Source organism: Dyella dinghuensis (genome assembly GCF_003977615.1).
Taxonomy (GTDB): Bacteria; Pseudomonadota; Gammaproteobacteria; order Xanthomonadales; family Rhodanobacteraceae; genus Dyella_B; species Dyella_B dinghuensis.
Genome location: NZ_RYZR01000006.1, coordinates 225,817 through 252,063, shown reverse-complemented (window position 1 = coordinate 252,063; position 26,247 = coordinate 225,817). Strand labels below are relative to the sequence as shown.

Below are 26,247 nucleotides of genomic sequence, written 5' to 3'. Positions count from 1 at the left end.
CGCCGCGAGCCTGGATTCGTCGATGTGGCCCTCAACGCCGAACGTTCGGTTGCGCGGTGCTGGGCTCGAAAGACAATGGTGATCGCCATCGACATGGTGTAGACTGGCACCACCGCAGAAAAATGTCAATGGCGATCACCATTGTATTTTGCGATGAACCGTCGATCGGGATGGGCCAGGAGTAGCGATATGGGCGTTTCCAAGCAGCAAGCCATTGAAAACAAAAAGGCAATCGTCACGGCAGCGGAAAAGCTTTTCCGCGAGCGGGGCGAGGCCGCGGTAGGGCTGGCGGAGCTGACCAAGGCCGCCGGCTTCACCCAGGGCGGCTTTTACAACCACTTCAAATCGAAGGACGACCTGGTTTCCGCCGTCATGGAGAAGGCGTTGGAGGATGGCGCGGTCCAGCTCGTCGGCGGTATCGAGGCGTCGAAGGCAAAGGCGAGCGACCCCCTGAAGGAATACATGGATTGGTACCTCTCCGCCGACCACCTCACCAACATCGAAACGGGATGTCCCTTGATCGCATACGCCGGCGATGTTCGCCGGCTTGGCAAGGAAGCGCGGCAGCGCTATGCGCAAGGACTGGAATGGAATTTCGATCAGATGATGAGCGTGATGGACGGCGAGAATGCGCAAGAGAAAAGAAAAAAAGTCATCGCGCTGTTCAGTCAGATGGTCGGATCGCTGGTACTTTCACGCGCCGTCGTCGAGGCTGATCCCGCCCTCGCCGATGAAATTCTGAAGGATGGGCGTGAGGCGCTGCAGCAGGCCTTTTCATCGGACTAAAGAAAATCCGAGACATGTAAGTTGGGTCGCGTAGCCAAGAACCTTTAACATTGACTGGCTCGACTCCAACCAGCGGGTTGGCCATCGCGGCTCGCCGCTTAGGAGTTATTCCGATGAACGACAACGCCCTGCAAACCGACTTGCTCCGCCTGTTCGAGCGCCACGATGTGGAGCTTGAAGTGGATGAAGATTGGTTGGTCACCGATGGCGATTTTCCTGCTGTGCGTGCCAGCTGGCATGAGGGTGCGGCAGGTACGCCGGGCCGGTTGGATGTCGACGTGGTGATCAGCGAAGAGCGCCACATCGAGGAAAGCTTTGCCGGCAGCGGAGGCGGTAACGCCGGTATGCGCGATGCGCTTGCCGCATTCCAGCGCAATGTCTTGTATGTGCTGTTGGCCGCATGCTGGTACGTCACCGACGATCGGCGCATTCAGCTGCAAAGCTGGGAATTGGGCATGCGGTCCTGGGACGTATTTGTCGGCCCACTGGCGCTCAGCCGCGATGATGTCGCTGCGCCCGAAGGTTTGTTGCCGGCTTTGCACGACGCCTTGCGCAATGAATCATTGAGCGGCGAATTGCACTGGATCCGGCTGTTCCATCGCCGTGCCGATGACGGTTCGGTCGTTGCGGAGGCGTTGCTGGATAACCAGCCATGGGCCGGTGGTGATCGCTTGCTGGCTCAATTGAATTGGCCGTCAACAGAGCAGGGATATAGCGCGCGTTGCTTTATAGCGCTGGATATTCGCGATTACTGACGACACTACGCAAACGCACCTGATTCAAACCGAGCGGCCTGACTCAAACCGAGCGGGTCGCTTCCACCGGCGGCAACTGCGACGCCCGCCATGCGGGAACGAACACAGCCGATTGCCCAAGCAGCACCACCACAATCATTCCCGCAACGATGTAGTTCAACGACAGCCGTTGCATCTCAAATTGATCGACGAGTAGCGCATTCAGCGCAACGGCCAACAGTGCGCCGATCGCGACCCCACCTGCGCTCAGCAACAGATTTTCCGTGCAGAAGTAACTGAGAATATCGTGCTTGGTTGCGCCCAAAGCCCTGCGCACACCGATGTGCTTGCGGCGCTGACTTACCCAGAAGCTGGTCAACCCCACAATTCCGGCCGCCGTGGTGCCAAGCAGCACCACGCAGATAATCCCCATCAGCAGTGCGATGCCACGATCGGTGCGATAGGCGTCGGCCCTGATCGTTGCGTACGGCTTGATATCCTTGTCGCCGATCACGCGCAGCGGATTGGCAGCAATAAGGGCCTGTGGCGCATCACGCAGCACCGATGTCAATTCGCCCGGTCGTGCACGCACTACGTACGAAGTGCTGCCATCGAGCAAGCGGAATGGAACCAGCAAGGAACGCTCGTCCCAGGCTTGCGAGAACGTGCCGGTGGACGTCTGCATATGTTCCACGACGCCCACGATGGTGCTGGGTGGCGCGCTACCGACGCAGATCTGTCGGCCTACCGCTGTGCCATCCGGAAATAACTTGTCTGCCAACGCCTTGGTGACGATCACCACGCGTGGCAGCAAAGTATCGCGCGCGGCCATCGCAGCGATTTCGTCGGCGCGGAAATTGCGCCCGGCTATCAGCTTCAAACCGAGCGTCGCCAGCGCATGATCATCGGCAAAATAAATCGCAGACGGCGACGTCGCGGTTTGCTGATCCATCGTATAGCGTACGCCTTTGGACCAACCGTCCACTCCCAGCGGATAACCATTGGTTGCATACGCGTCCATCAAGCCGGGCACGCGACGCAATGTTTCAAGGTCGGATGCCATCAAGGCCTGTACCTGTTGCATCGAAGGTCGGCCGATCCATTGATTCTGAATGACCAATACGTCGGCTTCGTCCAAGCCACTGGGTCGCGACAGGCGCGTTACGCGCTGATGAATGATCGACAGTGCATTGCAGACGATGGCGAGCGTCAACGCGATCTGCAACACGATCAAAATCGTGCCAGCCTTGTGATGACGCAGCGCGGAGAGAATCGGCCTGATCTGCATGTCGTGCACCTTATTGGGATTTCAGCTGCAGCGATGGCTGTACGTGTGCCGCGCGCCACGCCGGATAAAGCGCCGCAATCACGGTTGCAAGCATGGCGACGAAGACCGTCAACAAAACCAAAGCGGGCGTAAGACGGGCGAGCTTCGCAATCGCCGGATCGAACAACAGATCGGTGCCCAGCATGCCCAATGCGGTAAGCGACAATCCGAGCAGGCCACCCGCCATCCCCACGGCTGCAGCTTCGGCAACGAATTGCCGATAGATCGCACCGCGCGACGCACCCAATGCGCGACGCACGCCGATTTCGCCCGCACGACGCATGATCTTGGCCAGCAACAGCCCAACGGTGTTGACCAGGCAAACCAGCAGAAAGCCAGCTGCCACCAATAATGAAACCTTGGTCTCTGGTGGTACTGCGCCTTCGTGATCGAGCCAGTCCGTCAACGTGAAAAGCTTTGTATCGGCGCGCCAATGAAAGCGCCCGCTACGTTGTTGTTCCGCTACGTAGCCGCTCAGAAACTGGTTGTATCGCTGTACGGCGGACGCGTCCGGCAATTCAACCCAGAACGACGCCCACACGCATTCCGATCTCAACCAACCATCCCATCCGGGCGCCAAAGAGTGGATGGAGCCGGCGCAGCTGTTGTTGCCGTTGCTTCCGGTCTGCGTCGCTATAGCGCGCGTAAACGACAGGTAGAAATCCGGCGCGTCGCCGAAGCCCGTACTGTTGTTGACGTCGTAGAAGCGCGGTTGCGGGTTCCAATCGTCGATGACACCAACAACACGATAGTCGTGCCCGTCCACATTCAGCGCACGTCCGACACTGTTGACGCCGCCATACACCTGCTGATTGAGACGCTGGCTGATCACGATGACATTGGCTTGCGATTGGTCGTCATCGTCGGACCAACCGTTGCCATACAGAAACGTTGCCTCGAACATTGGAAAGAAGTCGGCATACGCTGCGTAGCCGTTGGCGGCAAAGGGGCGATGCGTGCCATCCTGAGGAATAACATTTTCCAGCACCGGATAAATCGCTGTCTGACGCTTCGCCACGCGCGCATGCATCAGCGCCATCGCGTCGCGATAGGTCAGCGCATCGGGCAGATGATTGTGCGTCGAACCGTTCTGCGGTCCGAGATTGTCGATCTGCGGCACAAACAATTGCGCCGACTTGTCCGGCAGGGGATTGCCCGACACAGCGCGAAACACGGCATACGTCGTCATCGATGCGGCCACGCCGACACCCATGATCACGACCATCAACATCGTGAGTCCCGGACTGCGCCGAAAACTGCGCAACGCGAGCTGCATGTAATAAGCGAACATGGCACCGACCGCTCCTGGTGGGGCCGGATGCCATCGAAAGCACGCGGCCGTTGCGACACAGGCTGCCGATGCACGAATGCCTTCGCATGCGTTTTGTGACGATGCCGCGCCAATCTGTGGCGAGCGGCTGTTGATGCAGGGTAAGCGGTCAGCGCAAACCCAGGGCGAGACGCGCGGCCTGCCGGAAACGACGACTCAGATCGAGCCGCGTTCCATCATGCAACACCACTTCCGCGTGCCCCTGGAACATCGTGTGCACTTCGCGGATGCGGTCCATATTCACCACGATGCTGCGATGGATGCGCAGGAAATGATTGGGATCCAACGATTCGTAGAGATGACGCAGCGTTTCGCGATGCAAGTACGTATTGCCGCCGACGTGAATGCGGACATAGTTGTCGTCCGCACGAATCCAGTCGATATCGGCGACCGGAATCACCATGCTCTTTTCCGCCGCTTGCACGCTGATGCGCCGCGCATACCCATGATTGCCCTCGACAGACGAACGGCCACGATCGCTTTGCAAGCCGCGCCAGTGTTTCTTCACGCGATCCATGGCCTGATCGAACCGCGCCTGGTCGATGGGTTTCAACACATAGTCGATGGCATTGGCATCGAACGCTTCCAGCGCATGCTCGGCGAACGCCGTGGTGAATACCACCATGGGCAACGATTCGGCGGCACGGTCTTCACGCAGCAGGCTGAAGCCATCGCCGCCAGGCATCTGGATATCGAGAAACACCAGGTCCGGCGATAACGCTGTAATAGCCAGGGCGGCCTCGCGCACGTTGCCACATTCGCCCACCACGTCGACATCCGAATGCGATGCCAACGCCTGACGCAATGCGACGCGTGCAAGCACTTCGTCGTCGATCAGCATGGTGCGCAGGCGCCATGTCATGACCGGCACTCCACGAACGGCAGCCGAAGTTCAACGCGTGTACCGCCATGTTCACGCTGCGAAAGATTCATCGTCGCTTTATCGCCGAACATGGCCTTGAGGCGCTCGCGCGTGTTGCTGAGGCCGACGCCTTCTACTGCACCGTCGGCCGGAAGCCCGAGCCCATCGTCCTCCACGCGCAGGTGCAGCTGATCGTCTACACGCCGCGCCGAAATACGCAGTTCGCCACCGTCGGTTTTGGCGAGCAAGCCGTGGCGTAAGGCATTCTCCACCAGCGGCTGCAGCACAAGGCTGGGGACCATGGCGCGGCCGGTATCGCCCATGTCGACATGTGTCACCAATCGATCCTGGAAACGCACTTGCTGGATACCGAGGTAGGACTCCAGAAACTGCATTTCGCGTGACAGCGGAATCTGTTGGGCATGACGCTCTTCCAGCGTCAACCGCAGAAAATCGCTCAGCCGGGCAATCATCAATTTAGCTTGAGGCGGGTCAGCAATGGTGAGTGCGGAAATCGCATTGAGCGTGTTGAACAGAAAATGCGGCTGAAGCTGCATGCGCAGCGCCTGCAACTGCGATTGCGCAAGTTGATTTTCCAGTTGCGCGTTGCGCACTCGCTCGTCCTGCAGCGAACGCCACGAGGCGATACCACGCAACACGACCAGCATCAGCCAATACGTCAGCAGTGCGAGATGAAAATTGTAGACGGCCTCGTTACGGTACAGATCGGTAAGTGTGTAGACATGCCCCTTCGGATTGGGTCCGCACAGCCAGAAGAACACCTGCAACAGCATCGTGCTCTGGAATGCGGCAACGATGATGCTGCATGTGATGTGCACGCTCCAGAACCGGCGCCAGCTTTGTGCCGCCGCGCGCCCAAGCCAGCTCACCAGCGGGGTCAGTGCCATCCACAGGTAGAAGTCGATCAGGTTCCACGACAACGCGCGCTGCCATGCAATCGGATGTCCCTCGCTGAGGCCGCCCAGCACGTTGCTGGCGGTATACGACAAGGCGATCACGGTCCAGAACGCGAGCGCGAGGCTCGCTACTTTCAGTCGATGCATGCCGGTTGCATTCGCCATTTTCGTCTCGCGGTGCGCAGCGTTCGATGGATGCGGGATCGCTGCTTGCCAATCGCCGTGTGGATTCGATATTCGCACCTAGTGTGCGAACAATTCATGCACTAGGGAAGCACGACTTAGTTCACGGTGACGCCACACAGGGCTCTCCATGGCCTCCTTGCCGCCCGCCCTCGCAATTCGACCGCTTGCCCCACGCTTGCGGCGCCCGTCACAAACTGCGTGCCGCCCTTTGATGAATGCGGGACGCTCGCACACATCATCCACGTCGGAAGGAATGCACATGACTATCCTCGCCCATCGTCGCTCGTTGTTGTCCCTCACCATCGCGGTGGCAGCTACGCTGGCATGCCTTGTTTTCACCCCGGCTGCCAGCGATCTGCGTGCACAGGGAACCGGCGCAACGGCGGATGAAACGCAGCACACCGAAGCCGGCGTCATCGCGGTGGACGAACATTGGAGCGTGGCCGAGATGTCCGGCGACACCCATTGGCTGGATCAGATGCTATTGCCCGAATATCGCTCGGTGAATAACGATGGCACCGTTCACGCGAAGGCAGCGATCCTCGCCGGCGCGGCCAAGCGCAAGGGTACCGACGTAGCCAAAGCCAAGCAGGATTTTGCGGACTATCAGAAGCAGCATCCATCTGGCACCGCCGTTGCGTTGCATGGCGACACCGCCATCATCACGTTCTACGACCCAACGCTTGGACCGCAGAAAGGTGTCAAATCCTCAGATATCTTCGTCTATCTCGACGGGCAGTGGCATGCCATGTATTCGCAACACACTTCTCAGCGAGGCTAATGCGAAGCGTGCACTGAGACGGCGCTTATCGGCATGCAGTGAGGTTTGCGCATTCCAGCTGAGGTCTCCGCCTCGGCCCAAGCAGGGCCTTATGCCGGTTGCGTAGGCCGGTTGTCAGCTTACCTGCGCCGGGAACATTCGCTAGCATCAACCGCTAATAATCGGACGGCGGTGAAGCGATGCGATATTTCCCGGTTGGCGAACGCTCTTTGCGAAACGGCGTCATGCATGCTGCATCACGATGTCGTCCGCTGAAACGCGTACTTCTCATCGCTATGTTGTTGGCATTCGGCCTGGTTGCAACAGCGTGGGCGGAGACACCCGAGTCGGCACGTTGGCAGCGTGAAGCGCAGGCCGTCACCATTACACGCGACGATTGGGGCATTGCCCATGTGCACGGCAAGACCGATGCCGATGCGGTGTTCGGCATGGCCTACGCGCAAGCCGAAGACGACTTCAATCGTGTCGAGACGAACTATCTCAACGCCATGGGCCGTCTCGCGGAAGCCGAAGGCGAATCGGCGATCTGGCGCGATCTGCGCATGAAATTGTTTATCGATCCCGCCGAGCTGCAGCGACAGTACGCCGCCAGTCCGGGTTGGCTGCAAGCGCTGATGAATGCATGGGCCGACGGTTTGAACGATTACCTCGCCACGCATCCGGATGTCCATCCACGCGTGATCAAACACTTCGAACCGTGGATGGCACTGAGTTTCAGCGAAGGCAGCATCGGTGGCGATATCGAGCGTGCGGCACTCGATCCTTTGGCCGCGTTTTATGGGCATGACGCCGAAACCGCAGTGAGCGTAACGACGCCATCAAGCTGGGCCGAGCCGTCGGGTTCCAATGGCATCGCTATCGCGCCTAAGCTCACGGTAGACGGTCACGCGTTGCTGCTGATCAACCCGCACACATCCTTCTACTTTCGCTCGGAACTGCAGATGTCGAGCGACGCCGGTCTCGACGCGTATGGCGCGGTGACCTGGGGGCAGTTCTTTGTCTACCAGGGTTTCAATCCGCACATCGGGTGGATGCATACATCAACCACCGCCGATGCCGTGGACGAATTTGCCGAAACCATCGTGCACAAGGACGGTAAGCTGTTCTATCGCTACGGCGGCGCGTTGCGGCCGGTGAGCGTGCGCCAGATCAGCGTTCTGTATCGCAAAGCCGATGGCACGATGGCCGAACGTCGGTTCACCGCTTATGCGACCCATCATGGTCCGATCGTGCGCGAGCAGGATGGCAAGTGGATCGCGATGGCGCTGATGAACAAGCCACTGCAAGCCCTGGAACAAAGCTGGCTGCGCACCAAAGCCAGCGACTATGCCAGCTACATGAAGGTGGCCGCGCTGCAGGCCAATTCATCGAACAACACGATCTTCGCGGACGATAAAGGCGAGATCGCTTATCTGCATCCGCAATTCATTCCGCGCCGTGACAATCGTTTCGATTACACCAAGCCCGTTGATGGCAGCGATCCGGCGACCGATTGGAAAGGTCTGACTCCGCTCAACGAACTGCCGCATCTGCTCAATCCACCCAACGGCTGGATCATGAACACGAACAACTGGCCCTACTCGGCGGCGGGTCCTTATAGTCCCAAGCGTGAGGATTATCCGCGCTACATGGATACCGTCGGCGAAAATCCGCGCGGCATTCACGCCACCATGCTGCTGACCAATCAGCGCGACTTCACGCTTGCATCGCTGATCACCAACGCATTCGACTCGTATCTGCCGGAGTTCGCGCGTCAGATTCCGATTCTGGTTGCCGACTACGATGCGTTGCCTGCGGCTGATCCGCTCAAGCAAAAACTCGCGGGTCAGATTGCCATGCTGCGCCATTGGAATTACCGCTGGGGCATCACCTCCATGCCCACCACACTGGCGGTGTTCTGGGGCGATATTCTGTGGAACGAAATGGACAAGGCCGATAACGCCGAAGGCGTGTCGGTTTACGATCTCATGGCGCAGAAAGCCGGTGCGAAAGTGCGGCTGGATGCCTTGTCCGAAGCATCCGATCGACTGGTGAAAGATTTCGGCAACTGGGGCGTGCCCTGGGGCGATGTCAATCGCTATCAGCGCATTAACGGCGACATCGTGCAACGCTTCGACGACACCAAGCCGAGCATCCCCGTGCCATTCACCTCATCGCGCTGGGGTTCGCTTGCATCGTTCGGCGCACATCGCTGGCCCGGTACCAGCAAGTACTACGGAACCAGCGGCAACAGCTTTGTCGCCGTGGTGGAGTTCGGCAATAAAGTTCACGCACGCGCCATCACCGCCGGCGGCGAAAGCGGCCATCCCGATTCTGCGCACTTTAACGACGAAGCCGAGCGTTACACGACTGGCAACTTGCGTGAGGTTTATTTCTGGCCGGAAGAGCTGAAGGGACACGTCGAACGCTTCTATCATCCCGGCGAGTGATTTAGGGGCAGTGAGAGATTACGTTCACCGCTGGCTTGTGTCATCGATGCGCTTGGGCTGTCTACTTTCGCCTCAGAACGAGCATGCCATACGAAGTCAATGAGAAGGTGGGATCGAATGGAGTTGAAGGCGGAAGTCTGGGAGCGCGTTATGGAGTTCGCATCGCTCCTCGCGAACGAAGATCAGATCGAAAAATACTGGGCTCATTACAATGCGCTTAAGGACTACTGCGAAACACAGAGTCTCGGTGGTCATGATCATCCCTTCTTGTGGGAGAGTCTTGGGGACTTCACGACAGACGATAACGCGGCAATACCACTGTATCTACGAGCTTTGGATGCAGCGAACGCTGACGACGCGCGTGAATATCGTGTCTCGATACGATTCGCATTGGCCGAGCGTTATAGACGGACGGGTCAGGAAGAGGCGGCTACTCAATACGCGATTGCGGCAGACGACGAGGCGCGGGATCTCGACGATTTGGAGCTGCGGCGAGAGATAAGCAGGTTTCTACTGTCGCGGAAGTGAAGTGTTCGCTTCCGCCCCAAATTGGACGCTATCGAATGGACACAAGCGCGTCATAATCTTCTCGACATTCAGATCTCACGACGCTGCGCGATCAATGATCCGTCTCAGCAGTCGCCTGATAGAACACATCCAACCATTTGCCATTCCGCTTCATTCACAACGACGAAGCGTAACTTTCGATCCGGAAGGCTTTTCATGATCAAGTCCCGCTGCCTTCACGAGCAGCTACGGCGCGTAAGTGTCTTGCGCGCCGACTAAATTATTGCTGCCCGTATCGACGAAGACGCGGTTGCGCCCCGCGCGCTTGGCTCGATAGAGCGCCGCATCGGCTTCGGCGCATAACTGCTGCAGTTCATAACCGCAGGTCTCCGTGGAGACGAGGCCAATGCTGGCGGAATACGATACGACGCGCCCGTCAACGTCAATCGGTGATGCGTCGATGGCCTTGCGGATGCGATGAGCGATCAACGAACCATCATCGCGTGAGCACTCCTGCAGCAAAATGCCAAACTCTTCGCCACCCAATCGACCGAACAAGTCGGTGGGGCGCAGCTGTTGCTTGCAGATAGCGACCGTATGTTTCAGTACGGCGTCGCCGATAGCATGCCCATGCGTATCGTTGATTTGTTTGAAGTGATCCAGGTCGATGGATATCAGGCAGGCAGCGCCGCGCTTTTTCTCCAGCAGGGACAGGGCCCGATTGGCTTCGCCGATGAAGTGCTGATGATTGAAAACGCCGGTGAGCCCATCCAGGCAAGAGAGTTCTTTGAAGCGAAGCTGCGAACGCTTGAGCCGGAACAGCCAGAAGATAATCGACGCCAGGGCTACGAGCAGTAGCGTGATATAGAGCCGTCCCGTCTCGACCGCTTTGGTCGCCAATGCTTGTTTTAACTGCAGGATATTGTTTTGCCTGCTCAGCTTTTCCGTTTCGAGATTTTGGGCGAGCATGTGTTGCTGAGCGACGTCGTAGGCCAATGTCCTGGCGCTGACGTCGTTGAGGTAACCGATGTTTTGCGCGGCGTAGTGTTCGTAATAGTTCAGCGCTGCCGCGGAATTGCCTTGCTTTTTCTCGATGCTGTAGAGCACCTGATAGGCATCTCTCAGCGTTTCGCTAACGTCGTCTGGATCGCTGGCTGCCAACGCGGCGAGCGCGGCTTTGCGTGCGTTGTCGCTGTCGCCCAATTTCCAATAGGCCTGGGCCAGCTCCACTTGGGACGCAAGCGTGTTGGAGTAATACTGATCGGCGTGAATATCCGGGGCTATCCGCTGAAGCAACGCTAGCGCTTTGTCCGGTTGATCTTCGTCCAGATAAAGGCTTCCCTTCACCAGCAAGATGGTGTCGGTAAATATCGGTTCGCGCGCCGTCTGGCACGCATCGATGCCGCTTTGGAGTTCTGCGCTGGAAGATGTCAGCTTGTGGCTGGCATAGAGAACATTCAGAAGTCGGGTCGCGGGCTGGCATACGCTTTGTCCAGGCGGAAGCGACTGCGCAATGTCACGGATGTAATGGGCCGCGAGATCGTACTGCCCGGCAGAGCCAAGCAATTGCGAGACATACGACAGCACCATAAAGCGCGCCAGTTTGTCCTGCATGTCTGGAACATGGGTCATCAGCCGGTTGGCTAACTCAAATGCTTCGACGTAGTGCTTGCTCTCACCCAGATCGCCCACGAGTACGGCGGACGCTTTCGCTGCGAGAGCGGGATCACCGGAGTGATCGATGACGTCCCGCAGCATGGGATCGGCGTTGGCGTAATCGTTCTGGAAGGAGGCCTGCCATGCATCCAGGTAGCGCAAATACCAGCGCTCGCGCGCAGACATGCCGGACGCTTGCTGGTGAAGTCGCTTGAGAAGGGTCAGAAATAGCGAGTGATCGGTGGTGCGGACGCTTTCGGTTTGTTCAAGCAGCGCTGCGAAAGGCAATGGTTGTGCGACACCAACGGCGGGCCAAATGAAAACGCAAAAGGCCATGGCCGCGAAAGCAGACCATGGCCGAAAGCGGTTCCAACACCGCGGCATAACGAGCTGTGCCTATTTACCGGGCGACGGTTCGCTTGGCGTCGGCTTCGGTGGCTGGGACGGAGCGTCCTGGCCATCGTCGTGATCCGGACCTTCTTCCTCATGCCCACCGGTGTGAGGATTGTGGTCGACCTTCATGGGCTTATTACCAAGCTCGGTCGATAGCCGGGAGCTATCTTCGAACTTGACGGCGGCCTTCAAGGCCTCCGATGCGCCGGCTTCTTCCAAGGTATGCGCAAGCTCTTCTGCCGGCGCGTGACGCAGGTTGGCGTTCTTGCCAATCGTTTCCAGCCATTCAATCGTGTCTGTCATGGGCTTCCCCTAGATTCCCTATCACGTTCAAGCATCAGGCTGATGCAGTTTAAAAGCCAGTGTTAATGCCTTGTCTTTACCTTCATACGATAGCGCCCGCCTTGTCCAGTTCTTCCAATTGCGCACGCATGGCGAGATTCGGCTTCAGCGGTGAAGCGGGCGGCAGCACCACCGTTTCCTCGGGCGTCAATACGGCCTCGGGTAAATCTCGCAAGGCAATGCGACGGATCCGCGGCTGTTCGATCGGCAGCGTCGCACCGCGATAGATGATGACTTCATGATCCAGCGGGTAGTCCTGGCTAAGCACATCCACCAGCAGCTGCCGGCATGCCGGCCCGGTCCGAAAGCGCGTCAGCGACCAATCGCCAACCAGACCGACTTGCCACAACACAAGGTAGCCGGTGTTATCGATGCGCCGTTCGTAGAAAAGTAGCTGGCTGGCCTCGAAGTGCTGGCAGCCGAATCGGCCGGGGTCGATACCCACGTCCGCATAAAGGCAATCTTCGGCCGAAATGCCCGGCTCCATATGTGCGTCGAAGCCCTCTGCGCGCGCCGTTTCGATGGCGTTGCGCGGCGACCAGGCAAAGATGCCCGGGTGGCCGTAAAACACGCCGCAGACACGCTTGCCGGCCCGCACCTCGGTCATCATCAGCTCGACCCATTCCCGATAGGTCTTCATCCGCGACTTGCCTTCGGCGTAGTAGGGCTGAAGGCTGCGCACATCCGGGTGCATGCGTTTCAACCACAGTTCCACGATGCCATCGGAAAGCGCCGCGAATACCACGTCCGCTTGTTCGATATGGCTACGCGCCAGCGGCGTAAGGTGAGAACCCAGGGTCATACCCAGGCCGACACAGGCCAGGCTGCCGCGGCGGGGATTGTCTTGTGGCGATAAAGAGGTCGTATTCATCGAAGAATCGTAAGGCAAGTTCCGTGCCCGGACCATGCTGAAGATTTGACCGGCGAAACAGAGGGCGTCGCCTAAAAAAGGGCATGTAAACCAATAACAAAGATAGCGGGGCCTTGTTTCAAACTATGCCGCCCTATCTGCCGAGCGACGAATAACGTCCATTTTCGACCTGCCGCGGACTTTAGAAGGCTATACGGAGGACGCGAAGGCTGCGCGTATTTCATTCAAGTGGATCGGCCCGATGCGGTCGTGCATGCGAATGCACATTTACGCGATTGAACGCGCAGCCGTGACCAACGCATCTTTCGCGCTCAGCAGAATCTGAGTCGCATCATCGGTTGCCAGCAGCTCCGAGCTGACGAACGCGCCGTTGATCAACAAAGCGAGTTGCGCGGCGAGTATCTCGGGGTGTTTTACATCCAAGCGTTTCGCGATCGCACTCAAGCGTGAGCGAAGCCCATGCATGTGCGAGCGGGCGACTTGTCTTGCAGGATGATCCTGTTCGGGGAATTCCGCAGCGACGTTGATTTGCGGACAACCGCGATAGTTCGAACGCGACAGCCGCGCACCGATCCAGCGCATGTGCGCCGTCAATTCGCCGGCCGGATCATCGGCGTGCTTGGCTGCAACGTCGTCCCACGTCGTCCAGAAATCGACGTCCTCGCGCTCCAGGAACGCGACGATGAGATCGTCCTTTGTGCGGAAGTGTCGATACAGGCTGGTCTTCGCCACACCCGCTTGCTCAACCACCAGGTCGACACCTACGGCGCGCACGCCTTGCCGATAGAAGAGGGTCGATGCGCATTCAAGGATCCGCTCGCGTACGTCCGTCGATTCGGGGCCGTGGGCCTTTCGTTTTTGGGTGGGCAGTTGGGTCGTCATGGTGATGGGCGCGGATCAACCTGGGTGTTGACACGGTACAGACCTTTCTGTAGCGTTACAAGAACAGACAGGTCTGTAGCGTCTTAGGGAGAGTCAAAATGACCAGCAGCAGCAAGCCATTAGCGGTGTACGGCGCGACGGGACATACGGGGGCTTTCGTTGTCGCCGAGGCGCGGCGCCGTAGATTGCCGGTCGTCGCGGTGGGCCGCGATATATCGAGCGTTCCGGCGGGCGTGACCGCCCGAACCGCAGCGATCGATGACCCCGCAGCACTGGATCGGGCGTTCGCCGATTGCGCCGTGGTGATCAACTGCGCCGGCCCATTTCTGGATACGGCCGCACCCATCGTGGAGGCTGCCCTGCGCGCAGGATGTGCCTATCTTGATGTCACCGCGGAACAAGCCAGCGCACTTTCGACATTCGAACAGTTTGACGAGCGAGCCCGCGCCGCAGGCGTCGCCGTCATTCCCGCTGCCGGTTTTTATGGTGGCCTTGCCGATCTACTCGCCAGTGCGTTGATCGGTTCGCGTTCCGTGGATGAGGTAACCATTGCCGTCGCACTCGATCATTGGTGGCCGACCAAAGGAACCCGAAACACCGGCGAACGCAATCGTGCACCGCGCGTTGTCATCAAGAATGGGAATCTTGTGCCTATGGCAACACCCGCGACGAAAACCGATTGGACCTTCGAATCGCCGCACGGCGTGCAAGCCATGGAAGAAACGCCGCTAAGCGAAATCATCACCATCTCGCGCCATTTGCACGTATGCAACGTAAGCGCCTATCTCAACATTGCGTCTCTCGACGAACTGCGTGACGACGCGACACCCGTACCTGCGGCAATCGATATCGATGGACGATCCGCACAGCAATTCGTCATGGAAGTCGTCGCACGCGATGGTGCGCATTCGAGTCGCGCGGTTGCACGTGGACAAGACATCTACGCCGTGACAGCCCCGCTTGTCGTCGAAGCTGCTGCGCGCATACTGCAACCCTCTTTCCATCGAAGCGGCGCACTTGCCCTGGGCGAAGCATTCGATCCGGAAAATTTCCTCCGTTCCTTCAAGCCCGAACACATGACATTCGGGCTCAACATCATCTGATGCAGCAAACTCAATACATTCCTCAAGGAGACATGTCATGCAACAGAAAGAACGCGCAGCGCTATTCGCCTCTATCCATGTAAAAGGCAACCCCTTCGTGCTGTACAACGCATGGGATGCAGGCAGCGCCAAGACCATTCAGGACGCAGGCGCACCCGTCATCGGCACGAGCAGTTGGGCTGTCGCCGCGGCGCAAGGTTATGGTGATGGCGAGGCGATACCTTTTGCATTCGTCGAACAGATCGTCGCGCGCATCACTGCAACCGTCGACATTCCAGTGAGTGTGGATGTCGAAGGCGGTTATAGCGACGATCCGAACGTATGCGCTGCCAATGTTGCGCGACTCATCGATCTCGGCGTAGTCGGCATCAACTTCGAAGATCGCGTCGTACACGGCAATGGCTTGCACAGCATTGACGCACAGAGCGCACGCATCGCGGCGATCCGAGCCATGGCCGATGCGCGCGGCGTGCCGCTGTTCATCAATGCACGCACCGACGTATACCTCGGCACTGGCGTCAAACCACCGGAAGGGATCGACGAAACGAAAGCACGCGCAGCTGCATATGCAAAGGCGGGCGCATCCGGATTCTTCATCCCTGGTCTGGTCGACTTTGCAGCCATTCGGGAATTGTGCGCCAGCATCACGCTACCCTTGAACGTCATGGCAATGCAGGGACTTCCCAATACTCGCGAACTCGCAGATGCAGGCGTCGCGCGTATCAGTCATGGACCTGGTCCTTACTTGCTGGCCATGGACGCCATACGCAATACCGCGAAAGATAGTCATGAAGAACGACACGCGGCGTGAACTCATGTCAGTGTGGCCAAGTGGTCTAGCGGCGAGATTGTTGTCAATTCGATGAGTCCATACATTTGCGGAGTCCAGGCTGGGCTTCGCAAATGCATTTGCATGACGGCACTTGCGCTAACCGATCACTCGCAGGCGTATCGATCTACGGCGAATGCTGTTCGGCGATCAAGGCTAGTCGAGCTTTACCCATTTTTTCCCGATTAGCGCACATAGGCCATCCGCATCAGGGCATGGTGCGAGTTTGCCGTTGGTTTCGGCGGCATTGATCAGGCTTACCCATTGGATTTGCTGATTAGCCCGCTGCGCAGTTTGATGTGCGCTCCAGGAAAAGTAAGCGGTGAGTGCAATGACTGCCAAGCCACCCGTCAGCAGACCGACAAACCCCTTCCAAGCCGTCGCGATATGCGCGCGATCGGCCGCAGCAACGCGCCGTTCCAATTGGTCGATAGATCTGTTGAGTTGACCAACGCCGTTGCCTAGCTGTTTCAAAAGCACCTCAACCACCGCGTTCGCGCCTGCAGCGATCGTTCGCGACGCAGTCTGTTGCAACTGGTCACTGACTCGCGTTGCTGTTTGATCCGCGATGTTAGCTAGACTCGACGCCGCGTGGTTCATGTGTTGCGTTGACAGATTCGACTCTTTGATCAGCCGATCGCCCATCTGGTTCAGGCCCGCGGCGAACATATTGATCTTCACGATCAGGGCTTCAAATTCCTGCCGATCCATTGCCACTGTCTTCTCCCTCGTTACCGAACTGGCCCGTGTTGCACCTGTGGCTGTGCCTGCATCTGCATCTGCATCTGCATTTGTGCGAAAGCCTCCATCTGCGTCTGCATCTGGTTTGCCTGTGCGCCCATCAGCAAAGAAGCTTGCCCCTCGGGCGACTGCGCATACGCCTGGCCGACGGCGTTCATACCGGCTATGTCGCCTTTTCCTGCTGCGCTGCAGATGGCCTCGAACATGTCGTGCAGAGAGCTTTCTTTGGTAATGCTCCATGCATCGGGTGCATTGACGGCATTCGGGACTTGGCTCTTTTCCAAGAGACTCGTTTCGGAGCTCAGCGCGCTGGCTGTCTCTTTGCCGACAACGCCATCCACCCTCAATCCATGGTCATGCTGAAAGGATTTAATGGCCGCGGTCGTAGATGGGCCGAAATCCCTGTCTACCGCCAAAGGATTGCCCTCGGTGTCTTTGTAGCCAAGATCGTGCAGTTCTTGTTGCACGACACTCACGGTATCGCCATGTTGGCCTTCGCGCAGCAGTCTATCGCTCTTTGTCAAAGGCCTCAGTTCACCGACTACTTCGGCACGATTATCGTGCTGTAAAACTCCTTCAGCATAGGCGTCCCCGACACGACGAGTGCGCCTTTCATGATGCGCGACTGATTGCTCAATCGCGTTCGGATCGACCGCTGCGACGGCTTTCCAAGCATCCTCCGGGGCCAGACCACTTTTGATGTTGGCCTGATAAGAGGCCCGCATTTGGTTCAATGCTTCCTCTTGCTGCGCCAGTGTGATGCTCGAATGGTTCGGAGGCGGGTAATGGCTTTGCCCAACGTTTCCTGGGTCACCGAATGACGCCCATTCTTTGGCGAGGGCGGTCTGCGCCTTTTCCAGCGTAGATCCCTGCGCGCCGGTTATATAACCCTTGATTTGAGGTCTTTTACCAGTGATTAGGTATTCACTGAATATTTTGTCTTGAACAGCTTGTGAAAATTTCTCATTCGGATCAATTCCGAGATTGTTCACTGCCTCATTTACGACGTCAGGGGTGGCTTGATAATAGCCAACCGCAAATAGCCGTTTTGGGTCGTCAGCCTTTAGGGATTGTAGTGCTTGAATCTCACCAACTGTAAGCGATGAAATGCCGGGGTCATTGCCCTGTGCATTCATGTGCGCGTGCCCTGAATCATCCTTCCAGGTGCCGCGATTCCATGAATCGTAGCCGTCTTTCGCAGACTCACCTTGATGCACCAAGTCATACAGTGGATTTCTACTCACGACACTCTCCTTTTGTCGCTATTGCGAGTCGCTTAGTCGGACGCTTTTGTATAAAAACCCCATCCCGTCACCATGAGATTAGGGGCGTCACGGTAATCACCGTAAGTGCCGACTTTCAGAATCAATTTCGAATTCCCGCTGTGGAACTGCATCAGGCAATATCCGTCCCCGCTACATGAATTCAATTCAGGCAATGAGTCGCATATCTTGCACGCTGGACTATTCGGATTCGTTGAACACACTTCTTCATAGTCGCCACCTACGACATTCTCTTTGCATTGATCGCAAACCAAGGGGCGCCAACCTTTTGCCGTGACGAGTCCTTTGACATCCTGATACGCGTTATTTTTCGCTTGTAGGTTCTTTATCAGATCGGCTTCATCTGGCGATAGTGATGCGATTGGAACAGAGCCGTTATATACGGGTTTTTCGCTCGCTGGTTGAGAGGACGGGCTATCATCACTTTGAGGGGCAAGTGCTGCGCAAGCGGCACACGCAAGCGTCGTGCAAAATAGGAAGCTCAGAAAAATCGACCACGACTTCACGATGCATGCTCCTTATAAAAATCTCTGGGCCCTTGCGGCATAGGATGCATTTTGAATGCTCTACCGCTCATTTGTTGGGTGCGGCACTGGCTCGGCTCGTACGGTTCTGCCGACTCCAACGGTCGGCGAAGTTCGTGCGAGTTCGATGGGTATGGAGCTTTAAAAATCGCCGCGTTCCTCACTTCCACTGTGTAGAAGCCCGCTGATGCGCGGGTTGGAGCTACGAATTCAAAGGATGTCCAGCATCGCCTCCAGGTCTGTGGCTTGCTCAGCGGTCTTCATAAGCTTGCAAGATTCGGCATCACCAACGGGCCTATCCAGCCCATCCGGCCCCGCGGAACAATTCGTGTCCCGGTATTTCATCCAGATATTTTCATCGGCCTTAAGCTTCGCTTGACCCTCGGGTGATAGCTTTGCTATCAGTGCGACGTATGCCTTGTTTAAGCGCCTATCCTGATAAGCCAACTCGGCATTCGTGCAAGCCACCATGGCGTACATGGAAGTACCGGCTTTACGAATGCATTCGTCGTAGGACGGCCGGTAATGGTAGAGATAGGACAATACCGCATCGATATTAGGCGGCGGCTTGGTGCCTTGCGCACATGCAATCGGCGCGGCGATCAAAAGCCCAACGAACAATCCAATCTGTTTGTGCATGCCAGCTGCTTCCTATTGTCTATGCCCCATCGAAATCGACTCTCTCAGCTGCGTATTCGCCGAGTCTGTTCAATGTCTTTTTACGCAATCGACTGATAGAAATGGAACCGGATTATTCCGCATCTTTATGCAATGCTTTTCTCGCAGCTCTGCGAAGGAAGGGCAACTGCCAATCCCTGACGAGCTCGCTCTGATCCCTGTCGTAGATCCACATCGGATTGAAGTTCGCGTGCTGACGAGAACGAAACCGTTCAACCGACAGGCACGACGCGATCAACCTCTCGCCGTGCCTACCGACGTATCAATAAACCCATGCGCGATAACCCCAGTGCGGGTGAACGGGTGTGTCGCGGCAATGACCATGCGGTCCGATCCAGTAACCCGGAGGGCACACGCGGGCCGGACCGACCGCAACAACGGGGTAACCGACGGGATAGCCAATCGGGCGCACCACGACCACAGCCGGCCCGCGGCAGAAACCCCACCCGTCGCGCCACCGGCCCGGGCCGCAGCCTTGGGCCGCGTAAGCGGACACCGTTACCAAAAGACCCACTGCCACGGCGGCAGCCTTCGATGCAAAACGTAGCTTGGACATGATTTTCTCCTGTTCGGAACGCTGTTTTGTGCGTTGCAACAGAGTCTGGTCGTGTCCGGGTCGGAAAGAAAATACTGTTTTGCTATACGGCCATAACCGGCGGTTATGCCACCCGGTTTTTCGTGGTTCGTTCTGCCTGGAAGGCCGTGCTTTTATTGGGTGGCGCGACGCAGTCATCGCGCGTGCGATGTAAGCGTCAACAAAAATGCGTGACACGCACACCGTTCGTTTTCGACAACTCCGTGCGAACAGAAAACGATCACGCGAGTGCGCGTAGCCAAAGCACATCAGCTTTATCGTCAACACCAATCCGCGTCCCCTGACAGATGACGGCACCGCATGTATGCCATGGTGTTGTCGTCGGGCGTGCCCATCCCCGTTTGATGAACACGACACGCCCGACATGAGTGAAGTAGCGCGGATCGCGTGGGGTTAGGAGCCCAAACGATCCGCTGGCCACAACCAACTAATAGAGAGTTGATCATGGTTACGCTCGATCATACGGCACACACGCCAACGCGTGTCCCCGCCAAGCCGATTTTCACCCTGCTTCACCGCCGCTCATACTGGACGGCGTCGGGCCACAGCGGGCAAACGTAAAAACGGAATCAGTTATTTCCGCTAACACGTGCAGGATTTTTCCTGCAGCCCTTCACGCCACGCGCAATACGTGGCGTGACCTAAAGCCATGGAATACGCCCATGAATCAGAAACCCCACGAGCTTTTCAGCCCGGCAAGTTACGTCTTGTCGCGTGATCATTACGATGAACTATGCACCATCCGCGATAAGCTGCTGCTAATGGCACAACTCGCCGGCACCGCCACATCCAACGGTGACCACGACACCATACTTTTCATCCGCCGCAGTTTGATCGGACAACTGTTTGGTGATCTGAGCTTTCAGATCGATGATGTGTTGGAAGATGTTGCTCAAGCCGTAACGTGCGTGGACCATGCACAAGCGCATTGATCCATGTTGATTGTCGTGACAAAGGACGGTTTCTAGAACCTCTTCTTTGTCGGTCTCAACTACCTCGATCCTTCTATCAACCCATTACAGCGAGTTTAGGTAGTAGAAAGAGTGCAAATGGAATTTTGGTGGATTGGATAGACTGATGCCACAATCTTCTGGCCCTGATATGTCACTCAACTGGGCATAGCGAAGCATGTCGAAAAAGCGATTGGCATCGACAAGGCTGATGGGCGTACGTATTTCAGTGCTGCGTTTAGCGGCGCGGATTGCGCCTCTACTGAAGCTCGACGATGAAACGAATACCCCACACGTATAGCCTTCTAACGTCAATGCCCCTAGAAAGGCTCGTATCTGTTCAACTTGTACTGCGCCTTTCTGTCTTTTGACTTGCACACCTATGCGGCGCCCGGCGCTGTCCTGTAGTACAGCGTCGATGCCGCCATCGTTTGAATAGGCCGTGGCGACGGCCTGGCATCCAAAATCACGGAAAACACTGGCGACAGTCAATTCAAAGAGTCTCGGGTGCATTGAGGCTCTCGCATCAAACTTTCGTCGCAAGTAACGGCGCACTTCTTGAAGAGGCGTATCTATGTTGCTGAGATCTAACTCTTGCAGAACAGACATTGACGTAAGCGTTACCACCCATAGCTGACCTCCCGTCGCTGGTAGCACTGCTCTGTCTTCCGCAATCCACCAGCCGCATTCTGGACAAATGTGCAAGCAAACTTTTCTATCGGAAATGTTCCCGCAGAGGATCGCATCGGGATCATCCGGCGGGAATCCGTAAATCTCGGGATCAATTATCTGCTGCTGCTGTGTGGCCGCGAACTCAGGAAAAGGAATTTCCCATAAGTTGGGATCATAGTGATCGTCAGTCCAGGCGCCGCAGTGCATGCAGTTGACCGTGTCTTCATCGCTCAGACGTGGCCTCCACCAGGGGAGCTCAAATGTCGTCTCGGCGGAAGAGATGGTCGACTGGACGTGTTGTCTTATCGTTCCCATCGCAATGCCCTCATTTGTTGAGATGACCTCTTTCCAGCCAGTTAGGGTGGCAATGATGGATTATCGGAACCCTGAGTGATCAGGACGGTAAGCATCATTTGAAATGATGCAAAAAAGGCATTGACAGAATTCGTACTCATCCTATATATGTTGCATCATGAGAAATGATGCACCAATAAAGCCCTTGGGTGAACTGGCAGATATCCGGCTCGGATACCCGTTCCGGGGTGGCATTTCGGAAGTCCCGGGTGGAGCCGTCCGGGTCATCCAAACGCGAGACCTGAGTCGGGACGGCCTAAAGCCGCAGAGTGACTGGCTAACCACGCAGATGGAGGGGCGCAAGCAGCCCGATTGGCTGCTTGACCAAGACGTGCTTTTCGCCGCCCGCGGCACCCATACGTATGCCGCATTGGTGACCTTGCCGCCGGCACAAACGGTGTGCTCCCCCCACCTTTACGTCATCCGGGTTAGAGCTCCGCAACAGCTGCTGCCGGCGTTTTTGGCCTGGCAGCTAAATCAGGCACCCATACAGCGTTACCTACGCCAATGGGCCGAAGGCAGTCACCAACTGAGCATTCGTCGCACGGTGCTCGAGGGAGCACTCGTCCGAATTCCACCGCTCGAACAACAACGTACTGCGATCAAACTGCAGCGCGCGGCTTTGGCCGAACGCGACGCCCTGCAAGCCCTTATTACGAACAGAGAAATGGAGCTGGCGATGCTCGCTGAGCACCTGCTCGCCAATAACTACGGAAGCCATCCATGAGCAAGACCGACATTTCCCAGGACACCATCAACGGCGCCATCTGGAGCGCCTGCGACACCTTTCGTGGCACTGTAGACCCGAGCATCTATAAGGACTACGTCTTGACCATGCTATTCCTGAAATACGTTTCTGACGTATGGCAGGACCACTACGATGACTACAAGAAACAATACGGCGACCATCCGGAATTGATCGAAGACATGCTCAAGAACGAGCGCTTCGTGCTGCCGCCCAAAGCCAACTTCTACGCCCTATATGAAGCGCGTCATCAGCCCGGCAATGGCGAACGCATCGATAAGGCGTTGCACGCGATCGAAGATGCCAACCTCGGCAAGTTGCGCGACGTGTTCCAGGACATCAGCTTCAACTCCAACAAACTGGGTGATGAGCAGCAGAAGAACGACATCCTGCGCCACTTACTGGAAGACTTCGCGAAGCCCGAACTCAATCTGCGCCCTAGTCGCATCGGTCAGTTGGACATCATCGGCAACGCCTACGAATTTCTGATCAAAAACTTCGCTTCGACCAGCGGCAAAAAGGCCGGCGAGTTCTATACCCCACCCGAAGTCTCTTCGTTAATGGCGCGACTGATGGCGCCCAAAGCGGGGGATGACATCTGCGATCCCACCTGTGGTTCCGGTTCACTGTTGATGAAATGCGGTCGCCTGATTCGCGAGCAAACCGGTGCGCGCAAATACGCATTGTTTGGTCAGGAAGCCATCGGCAGCACGTGGGCGCTGGCAAAGATGAACATGTTTCTGCACGGTGAGGACAACCACCGGATCGAGTGGGGCGATACGCTGCGCAATCCGAAACTGTTGGAGGGTGCTGGCCTTAAGCATTTCGACATCGTTGTCGCTAATCCGCCGTTCTCGCTTGAAAAGTGGGGTCATGAAAATGCGGATAACGACCCTCATGCGCGCTATCGCCGCGGCGTGCCGCCGCGCACCAAGGGCGATTACGCTTTCATCCTGCACATGGTCGAAACCATGAAGCCCAAGAGTGGCCGCATGGCGGTCGTGGTGCCGCATGGTGTGTTGTTTCGTGGTGCAGCGGAAGGGCGCATACGTAAGCACCTGATCGACGAGAATCTGTTGGACGTGGTGATCGGTTTGCCGGAAAAACTGTTTTACGGCACTGGTATCCCGGCAGCGATCTTGGTGTTCCGCAAGAAGAAGGCTGACGAAAAGGTGTTGTTCATCGACGCCAGCCGTGACTACCAAGATGGCAAGAACCAGAACTTCCTGCGCGAATCCGATCTGCAGCGCATTCTTGACACTGTGGCGGCGCGCAAGTCGGTGGACAAGTACGCCTTCCTCGCCACGCGCGAGCAGATCGCCGAAAACGACTACAACCTCAACATTCCGCGTTATGTCGACACCTTCGAAGAGGAGGCAGAAATCGATCTCGTGGCCGTGCGCAAAGAACGCGAGGAATTGAAAAAGGAATTGGCCAAGCTGGAAACCCAGATGTCGGCGTATCTTAAGGAGCTGGGCTATGAATAAGCGCAGCGCCAAAGGCACGTCCGTTGACCAGAAGAAGGCGTTGGCAAACGTGGATGCGTCAGCTGCCTTCGGACCGTCCAATCCCTCGCCCCAAGCAGGCCCAGAATTTCTGCTTTACCAGACCGAAGACGGCCAGACCCGCATTGAAGTGCGCATAGTCGACGAAACGGTCTGGATGGCCCAGACGCGCATGGCGGAGTTGTTTCAGGTCACCGTGAAAACGGTCAACGAACATCTCCAAAACATCTATGACGAGGCCGAATTAGAACCTGAACGAACTATCCGGAAATTCCGGATAGTTCAACAGGAAGGCGAGCGCGAGGTTCGCCGCCACATTGACCACTACAACCTCGATGCCATCCTCGCCGTTGGCTACCGGGTGAAATCCACGCGCGGCACGCAATTCCGGCGCTGGGCCACCGCGCAGTTAAGGGACTATCTCGTCCAAGGCTTCACCCTGGACGATGAGCGCTTCAAAGCCAACGGCGGCAGCGTGTATTTCGATCGGCTGCTCGCGCGCATCCGCGACATTCGCAGCTCGGAGAAAGTGTTCTGGCGCAAAGTGCTCGACATTTACGCCACGAGTATCGACTACGACCCGCGCACCGATGTCTCAAAACAGTTTTTCGCCATCGTGCAGAACAAAATGCATTGGGCGGTCCATGGGCAAACGGCAGCCGAACTCATCGCATCCCGTGCTGATGCCGACAAGCCAAACATGGGCCTTACGAGTTGGACAGGCGAACATCCTCGCAAGACGGATGTGGGCGTCGCCAAGAATTACTTGAACACCCAAGAGCTGAATGCGCTCAATCGCATTGTCACGCTGTATCTGGAATTTGCCGAAGTGCAAGCCGAGCGCCGTCGTCCAATGACCATGCACGATTGGGTAGCCAAATTGGATGACTTCTTGCGTATTTCCGACTACGACATTTTGAACCATGCAGGCAAGGTAAGCGCGGAGCTTGCGCAACATGTCGCACAGACTGAATTCGATAGGTTCCGCAAAGTGATCGATGCCCAGCCCGGCACGGTGGAACGTGATTTCCATGCTGCGCTGGAGGATTTGGAGAAGAAAGGGCGTAAGAGAGGCAAACATGCTTCCTAAAGGCTGGCGCGCTACGCGGATCAGTGAGCTAGCTGAAGTTGTACGTGGCGCATCCCCACGGCCAGCAGGCGATCCTCGCTATTTCGATGGCGACTATCTTCCTTGGATAACCGTTGCCGAAGTCACTGCTAATACGCAGATGTGCTTAACCGGAACGAAGGCCAAGCTAACTGAAGCTGGCTCCAAATATACGCGAATAGTCGAGGCAGGAACTCTAATCCTTACAAATAGTGGGGCCACGTTAGGCGTGCCGAAGATCACCAAAATTCGAGCAGGCGCAAACGACGGAATTGCTATGTTGCTCAACTTACGAGGTGCATCTAAGGAATTTCTTTACTACTTCCTTCAAAGCAAGACTGACTACTTGCGTGAGGTAGTCGCTCCTGGCAATGGCCAGCCAAACTTGAATACAGAACTTATTGCCGCGATTCCGGTGATAGTTCCCACAGTTTATGAGCAAGAAAAAATTGTGGAGATGATGATGGTATGGGACTTTGCTATCGCCACCATCGACCGTCTGCTAGCTAACAGCCGCAAACAGAAACAGGCACTTATGCGAAGTCTGTTTTCAGATTCGCACCGAAAGAAGCAAGGTTTGCCGCCGCTGCCCCGTGAACATGCTTCCGAGATGTTTGCCCCCAATTCCGTGCGTCGCAATGATGGCTTGGAACTCCTGTCCGTGATGCAGGGCGAAGGCATTGTTCCGCGCAGCTCCCTAGATCGCAAAGTTGTGATGCCGGACGGTTCCACTGACAGCTACAAGCTTGTCGAGCCGGGTGATTTCGTCATCAGCCTGCGCTCGTTCGAGGGCGGTCTAGAGTACTCGAAATACACTGGATTGGTCAGTCCAGCGTACACCGTACTCAAGCCTAGGAAGATAGTCGATGATGACTTCTACAGGCATTACTTCAAATCACGCGATTTCATCGGTCGACTTGCTGTAGCTGTGATTGGCATCCGCGATGGTAAGCAGATTAGTTATGATGACTTCGCCTTCCTGCGCCTCCCTGCACCGGACATCAATGTGCAGAGGCGCATCGCAAAGGCACTGAATCTTGCCGAAGATGTCATCATCAAGCATGCTGCAGAACTAGAAAAGCTTCGCACCGAAAAAGCAGCGCTAATGCAGCAACTGCTGACCGGCAAGCGCCGAGTCAAGCTGGATTCGGAGTAAG

26 protein-coding genes are annotated in these 26,247 nt (G+C 56.8%); 12 read left to right on the top strand and 14 right to left on the bottom strand.

What is annotated here, in order from left to right; translation table 11 throughout:
- Window positions 1-189 precede the first annotated feature (189 nt).
- Together EKH79_RS12185 and EKH79_RS12180 are read left to right on the top strand one after the other, a co-directional pair.
- Window positions 190-786 carry a TetR/AcrR family transcriptional regulator gene (locus EKH79_RS12185; RefSeq protein WP_126674099.1) on the top strand — a complete coding sequence of 199 codons (597 nt, stop codon included), beginning with the start codon at window positions 190-192 and terminating at the stop codon, window positions 784-786.
- A 113-nt stretch (window positions 787-899) separates the two neighbouring features.
- Window positions 900-1,541, top strand: a complete 642-nt coding sequence (locus EKH79_RS12180) for a DUF6348 family protein (protein ID WP_126674098.1) — start codon at window positions 900-902, stop codon at window positions 1,539-1,541.
- Between the two features lie 43 nt (window positions 1,542-1,584).
- Here EKH79_RS12180 and EKH79_RS12175 read toward each other — a convergent pair whose 3' ends face one another.
- The 4 genes from EKH79_RS12175 to EKH79_RS12160 all read right to left on the bottom strand — a co-directional run bounded on the left by EKH79_RS12175 (window position 1,585) and on the right by EKH79_RS12160 (window position 6,121).
- A complete protein-coding gene (locus EKH79_RS12175) occupies window positions 1,585-2,808 on the bottom strand; it encodes an ABC transporter permease (protein WP_199754276.1) in 1,224 nt (407 codons plus the stop codon).
- Between the two features lie 10 nt (window positions 2,809-2,818).
- The gene (locus tag EKH79_RS12170) at window positions 2,819-4,138 is read right to left on the bottom strand and encodes an ABC transporter permease (RefSeq protein WP_126674096.1); all 1,320 of its coding nucleotides are present in this window, start codon (window positions 4,136-4,138) and stop codon (window positions 2,819-2,821) included.
- Window positions 4,139-4,286: 148 nt separating this feature from the next.
- Window positions 4,287-5,039: a LytR/AlgR family response regulator transcription factor gene (locus EKH79_RS12165; protein WP_126674095.1), complete on the bottom strand. Its 753-nt coding sequence runs from the start codon at window positions 5,037-5,039 to the stop codon at window positions 4,287-4,289.
- Window positions 5,036-6,121, bottom strand: coding sequence for a sensor histidine kinase (locus tag EKH79_RS12160; protein WP_126674094.1), 1,086 nt, complete (start codon window positions 6,119-6,121; stop codon window positions 5,036-5,038). Before EKH79_RS12160 ends, EKH79_RS12165 begins: the two co-directional genes overlap by 4 nt.
- A 280-nt stretch (window positions 6,122-6,401) precedes the next feature.
- On the opposite strand from EKH79_RS12160, the gene EKH79_RS12155 reads away from it, so the two are divergent.
- From EKH79_RS12155 to EKH79_RS12145, 3 genes are all read left to right on the top strand, one after another.
- Window positions 6,402-6,923, top strand: a complete 522-nt coding sequence (locus EKH79_RS12155) for a nuclear transport factor 2 family protein (RefSeq protein ID WP_233590294.1) — start codon at window positions 6,402-6,404, stop codon at window positions 6,921-6,923.
- Window positions 6,924-7,147: 224 nt separating this feature from the next.
- Window positions 7,148-9,352 carry a penicillin acylase family protein gene (locus EKH79_RS12150; protein WP_126674093.1) on the top strand — a complete coding sequence of 735 codons (2,205 nt, stop codon included), beginning with the start codon at window positions 7,148-7,150 and terminating at the stop codon, window positions 9,350-9,352.
- Between the two features lie 117 nt (window positions 9,353-9,469).
- Entirely contained in the window at window positions 9,470-9,880 is a 411-nt protein-coding gene (locus tag EKH79_RS12145; RefSeq protein ID WP_126674092.1) for a tetratricopeptide repeat protein, read from the top strand.
- A 225-nt stretch (window positions 9,881-10,105) separates the two neighbouring features.
- Here the strand turns inward: EKH79_RS12145 and EKH79_RS12140 are convergent, their stop codons facing one another.
- The 4 genes from EKH79_RS12140 to EKH79_RS12125 all read right to left on the bottom strand — a co-directional run bounded on the left by EKH79_RS12140 (window position 10,106) and on the right by EKH79_RS12125 (window position 14,003).
- A complete protein-coding gene (locus EKH79_RS12140; protein WP_233590293.1) occupies window positions 10,106-11,701 on the bottom strand; it encodes a tetratricopeptide repeat-containing diguanylate cyclase in 1,596 nt (531 codons plus the stop codon).
- A 210-nt stretch (window positions 11,702-11,911) separates the two neighbouring features.
- Entirely contained in the window at window positions 11,912-12,211 is a 300-nt protein-coding gene (locus EKH79_RS12135) for a hypothetical protein (protein ID WP_126674090.1), read from the bottom strand.
- Window positions 12,212-12,293: 82 nt separating this feature from the next.
- Window positions 12,294-13,121 carry an SAM-dependent methyltransferase gene (locus EKH79_RS12130; RefSeq protein WP_126674089.1) on the bottom strand — a complete coding sequence of 276 codons (828 nt, stop codon included), beginning with the start codon at window positions 13,119-13,121 and terminating at the stop codon, window positions 12,294-12,296.
- A 267-nt stretch (window positions 13,122-13,388) separates the two neighbouring features.
- Entirely contained in the window at window positions 13,389-14,003 is a 615-nt protein-coding gene (locus tag EKH79_RS12125; protein WP_126674088.1) for a TetR/AcrR family transcriptional regulator, read from the bottom strand.
- 98 nt (window positions 14,004-14,101) lie between these two features.
- Here EKH79_RS12125 and EKH79_RS12120 point away from each other — a divergent pair, with 98 nt between their 5' ends.
- Window positions 14,102-15,106 carry a saccharopine dehydrogenase family protein gene (locus EKH79_RS12120; RefSeq protein ID WP_126674087.1) on the top strand — a complete coding sequence of 335 codons (1,005 nt, stop codon included), beginning with the start codon at window positions 14,102-14,104 and terminating at the stop codon, window positions 15,104-15,106.
- Between the two features lie 37 nt (window positions 15,107-15,143).
- A complete protein-coding gene (locus EKH79_RS12115; protein WP_126674086.1) occupies window positions 15,144-15,917 on the top strand; it encodes an isocitrate lyase/PEP mutase family protein in 774 nt (257 codons plus the stop codon).
- Window positions 15,918-16,091: 174 nt separating this feature from the next.
- Here the strand turns inward: EKH79_RS12115 and EKH79_RS12110 are convergent, their stop codons facing one another.
- From EKH79_RS12110 to EKH79_RS12090, 5 genes are all read right to left on the bottom strand, one after another.
- Window positions 16,092-16,646 carry a hypothetical protein gene (locus tag EKH79_RS12110; protein WP_158621238.1) on the bottom strand — a complete coding sequence of 185 codons (555 nt, stop codon included), beginning with the start codon at window positions 16,644-16,646 and terminating at the stop codon, window positions 16,092-16,094.
- A 20-nt stretch (window positions 16,647-16,666) separates the two neighbouring features.
- The gene (locus tag EKH79_RS12105; RefSeq protein ID WP_126674084.1) at window positions 16,667-17,920 is read right to left on the bottom strand and encodes a peptidoglycan-binding domain-containing protein; all 1,254 of its coding nucleotides are present in this window, start codon (window positions 17,918-17,920) and stop codon (window positions 16,667-16,669) included.
- Window positions 17,921-17,952: 32 nt separating this feature from the next.
- Entirely contained in the window at window positions 17,953-18,465 is a 513-nt protein-coding gene (locus EKH79_RS12100) for a hypothetical protein (RefSeq protein ID WP_126674083.1), read from the bottom strand.
- Window positions 18,466-18,693: 228 nt separating this feature from the next.
- Window positions 18,694-19,122: a lysozyme inhibitor LprI family protein gene (locus tag EKH79_RS12095; RefSeq protein WP_126674082.1), complete on the bottom strand. Its 429-nt coding sequence runs from the start codon at window positions 19,120-19,122 to the stop codon at window positions 18,694-18,696.
- Between the two features lie 301 nt (window positions 19,123-19,423).
- On the bottom strand, window positions 19,424-19,717 hold the full coding sequence (locus EKH79_RS12090) for a GCG_CRPN prefix-to-repeats domain-containing protein (protein WP_199754274.1): 294 nt from the start codon (window positions 19,715-19,717) through the stop codon (window positions 19,424-19,426).
- Window positions 19,718-20,418: 701 nt separating this feature from the next.
- Between EKH79_RS12090 and EKH79_RS12085 the strand changes: the two genes are divergently transcribed.
- Window positions 20,419-20,688 (top strand): XAC0095 family protein, encoded by a 270-nt coding sequence (locus tag EKH79_RS12085; protein ID WP_126674081.1) that lies wholly within the window; start codon window positions 20,419-20,421, stop codon window positions 20,686-20,688.
- A gap of 84 nt (window positions 20,689-20,772) precedes the next feature.
- Here EKH79_RS12085 and EKH79_RS12080 read toward each other — a convergent pair whose 3' ends face one another.
- Complete coding sequence (locus EKH79_RS12080) at window positions 20,773-21,585, bottom strand: restriction endonuclease (protein ID WP_158621237.1); 813 nt, start codon at window positions 21,583-21,585, stop codon at window positions 20,773-20,775.
- A 292-nt stretch (window positions 21,586-21,877) separates the two neighbouring features.
- Here EKH79_RS12080 and EKH79_RS12075 point away from each other — a divergent pair, with 292 nt between their 5' ends.
- Genes EKH79_RS12075 through EKH79_RS12060 form a run of 4 tightly spaced genes read left to right on the top strand, consistent with a single transcriptional unit; the run spans window position 21,878 to window position 26,246 of the window.
- Entirely contained in the window at window positions 21,878-22,459 is a 582-nt protein-coding gene (locus EKH79_RS12075) for a restriction endonuclease subunit S (RefSeq protein WP_425478499.1), read from the top strand.
- Window positions 22,456-23,964, top strand: a complete 1,509-nt coding sequence (locus tag EKH79_RS12070) for a type I restriction-modification system subunit M (RefSeq protein ID WP_126674078.1) — start codon at window positions 22,456-22,458, stop codon at window positions 23,962-23,964. The genes EKH79_RS12075 and EKH79_RS12070 overlap by 4 nt, the downstream gene beginning before the upstream one ends.
- Window positions 23,957-25,072, top strand: a complete 1,116-nt coding sequence (locus EKH79_RS12065) for a virulence RhuM family protein (RefSeq protein WP_126674077.1) — start codon at window positions 23,957-23,959, stop codon at window positions 25,070-25,072. Before EKH79_RS12070 ends, EKH79_RS12065 begins: the two co-directional genes overlap by 8 nt.
- On the top strand, window positions 25,062-26,246 hold the full coding sequence (locus EKH79_RS12060) for a restriction endonuclease subunit S (RefSeq protein WP_158621236.1): 1,185 nt from the start codon (window positions 25,062-25,064) through the stop codon (window positions 26,244-26,246). The genes EKH79_RS12065 and EKH79_RS12060 overlap by 11 nt, the downstream gene beginning before the upstream one ends.
- The last annotated feature ends 1 nt before the right edge of the window (window position 26,247 follow it).

Excerpts from the sequence above, each read along its gene's own strand:
- EKH79_RS12185 (WP_126674099.1), top strand. The coding sequence starts at position 190 with ATGGGCGTTTCCAAGCAGCAAGCCATTGAAAACAAAAAGGCAATCGTC.
- EKH79_RS12180 (WP_126674098.1), top strand. The coding sequence starts at position 900 with ATGAACGACAACGCCCTGCAAACCGACTTGCTCCGCCTGTTCGAGCGC.
- EKH79_RS12175 (WP_199754276.1), bottom strand. The coding sequence starts at position 2,808 with ATGCAGATCAGGCCGATTCTCTCCGCGCTGCGTCATCACAAGGCTGGC.
- EKH79_RS12170 (WP_126674096.1), bottom strand. The coding sequence starts at position 4,138 with ATGTTCGCTTATTACATGCAGCTCGCGTTGCGCAGTTTTCGGCGCAGT.
- EKH79_RS12165 (WP_126674095.1), bottom strand. The coding sequence starts at position 5,039 with ATGACATGGCGCCTGCGCACCATGCTGATCGACGACGAAGTGCTTGCA.
- EKH79_RS12160 (WP_126674094.1), bottom strand. The coding sequence starts at position 6,121 with ATGGCGAATGCAACCGGCATGCATCGACTGAAAGTAGCGAGCCTCGCG.
- EKH79_RS12155 (WP_233590294.1), top strand. The coding sequence starts at position 6,402 with ATGACTATCCTCGCCCATCGTCGCTCGTTGTTGTCCCTCACCATCGCG.
- EKH79_RS12150 (WP_126674093.1), top strand. The coding sequence starts at position 7,148 with ATGCATGCTGCATCACGATGTCGTCCGCTGAAACGCGTACTTCTCATC.
- EKH79_RS12145 (WP_126674092.1), top strand. The coding sequence starts at position 9,470 with ATGGAGTTGAAGGCGGAAGTCTGGGAGCGCGTTATGGAGTTCGCATCG.
- EKH79_RS12140 (WP_233590293.1), bottom strand. The coding sequence starts at position 11,701 with ATGTCTGCGCGCGAGCGCTGGTATTTGCGCTACCTGGATGCATGGCAG.
- EKH79_RS12135 (WP_126674090.1), bottom strand. The coding sequence starts at position 12,211 with ATGACAGACACGATTGAATGGCTGGAAACGATTGGCAAGAACGCCAAC.
- EKH79_RS12130 (WP_126674089.1), bottom strand. The coding sequence starts at position 13,121 with ATGAATACGACCTCTTTATCGCCACAAGACAATCCCCGCCGCGGCAGC.
- EKH79_RS12125 (WP_126674088.1), bottom strand. The coding sequence starts at position 14,003 with ATGACGACCCAACTGCCCACCCAAAAACGAAAGGCCCACGGCCCCGAA.
- EKH79_RS12120 (WP_126674087.1), top strand. The coding sequence starts at position 14,102 with ATGACCAGCAGCAGCAAGCCATTAGCGGTGTACGGCGCGACGGGACAT.
- EKH79_RS12115 (WP_126674086.1), top strand. The coding sequence starts at position 15,144 with ATGCAACAGAAAGAACGCGCAGCGCTATTCGCCTCTATCCATGTAAAA.
- EKH79_RS12110 (WP_158621238.1), bottom strand. The coding sequence starts at position 16,646 with ATGGATCGGCAGGAATTTGAAGCCCTGATCGTGAAGATCAATATGTTC.
- EKH79_RS12095 (WP_126674082.1), bottom strand. The coding sequence starts at position 19,122 with ATGCACAAACAGATTGGATTGTTCGTTGGGCTTTTGATCGCCGCGCCG.
- EKH79_RS12090 (WP_199754274.1), bottom strand. The coding sequence starts at position 19,717 with ATGTCCAAGCTACGTTTTGCATCGAAGGCTGCCGCCGTGGCAGTGGGT.
- EKH79_RS12085 (WP_126674081.1), top strand. The coding sequence starts at position 20,419 with ATGAATCAGAAACCCCACGAGCTTTTCAGCCCGGCAAGTTACGTCTTG.
- EKH79_RS12080 (WP_158621237.1), bottom strand. The coding sequence starts at position 21,585 with ATGCACTGCGGCGCCTGGACTGACGATCACTATGATCCCAACTTATGG.
- EKH79_RS12070 (WP_126674078.1), top strand. The coding sequence starts at position 22,456 with ATGAGCAAGACCGACATTTCCCAGGACACCATCAACGGCGCCATCTGG.
- EKH79_RS12065 (WP_126674077.1), top strand. The coding sequence starts at position 23,957 with ATGAATAAGCGCAGCGCCAAAGGCACGTCCGTTGACCAGAAGAAGGCG.
- EKH79_RS12060 (WP_158621236.1), top strand. The coding sequence starts at position 25,062 with ATGCTTCCTAAAGGCTGGCGCGCTACGCGGATCAGTGAGCTAGCTGAA.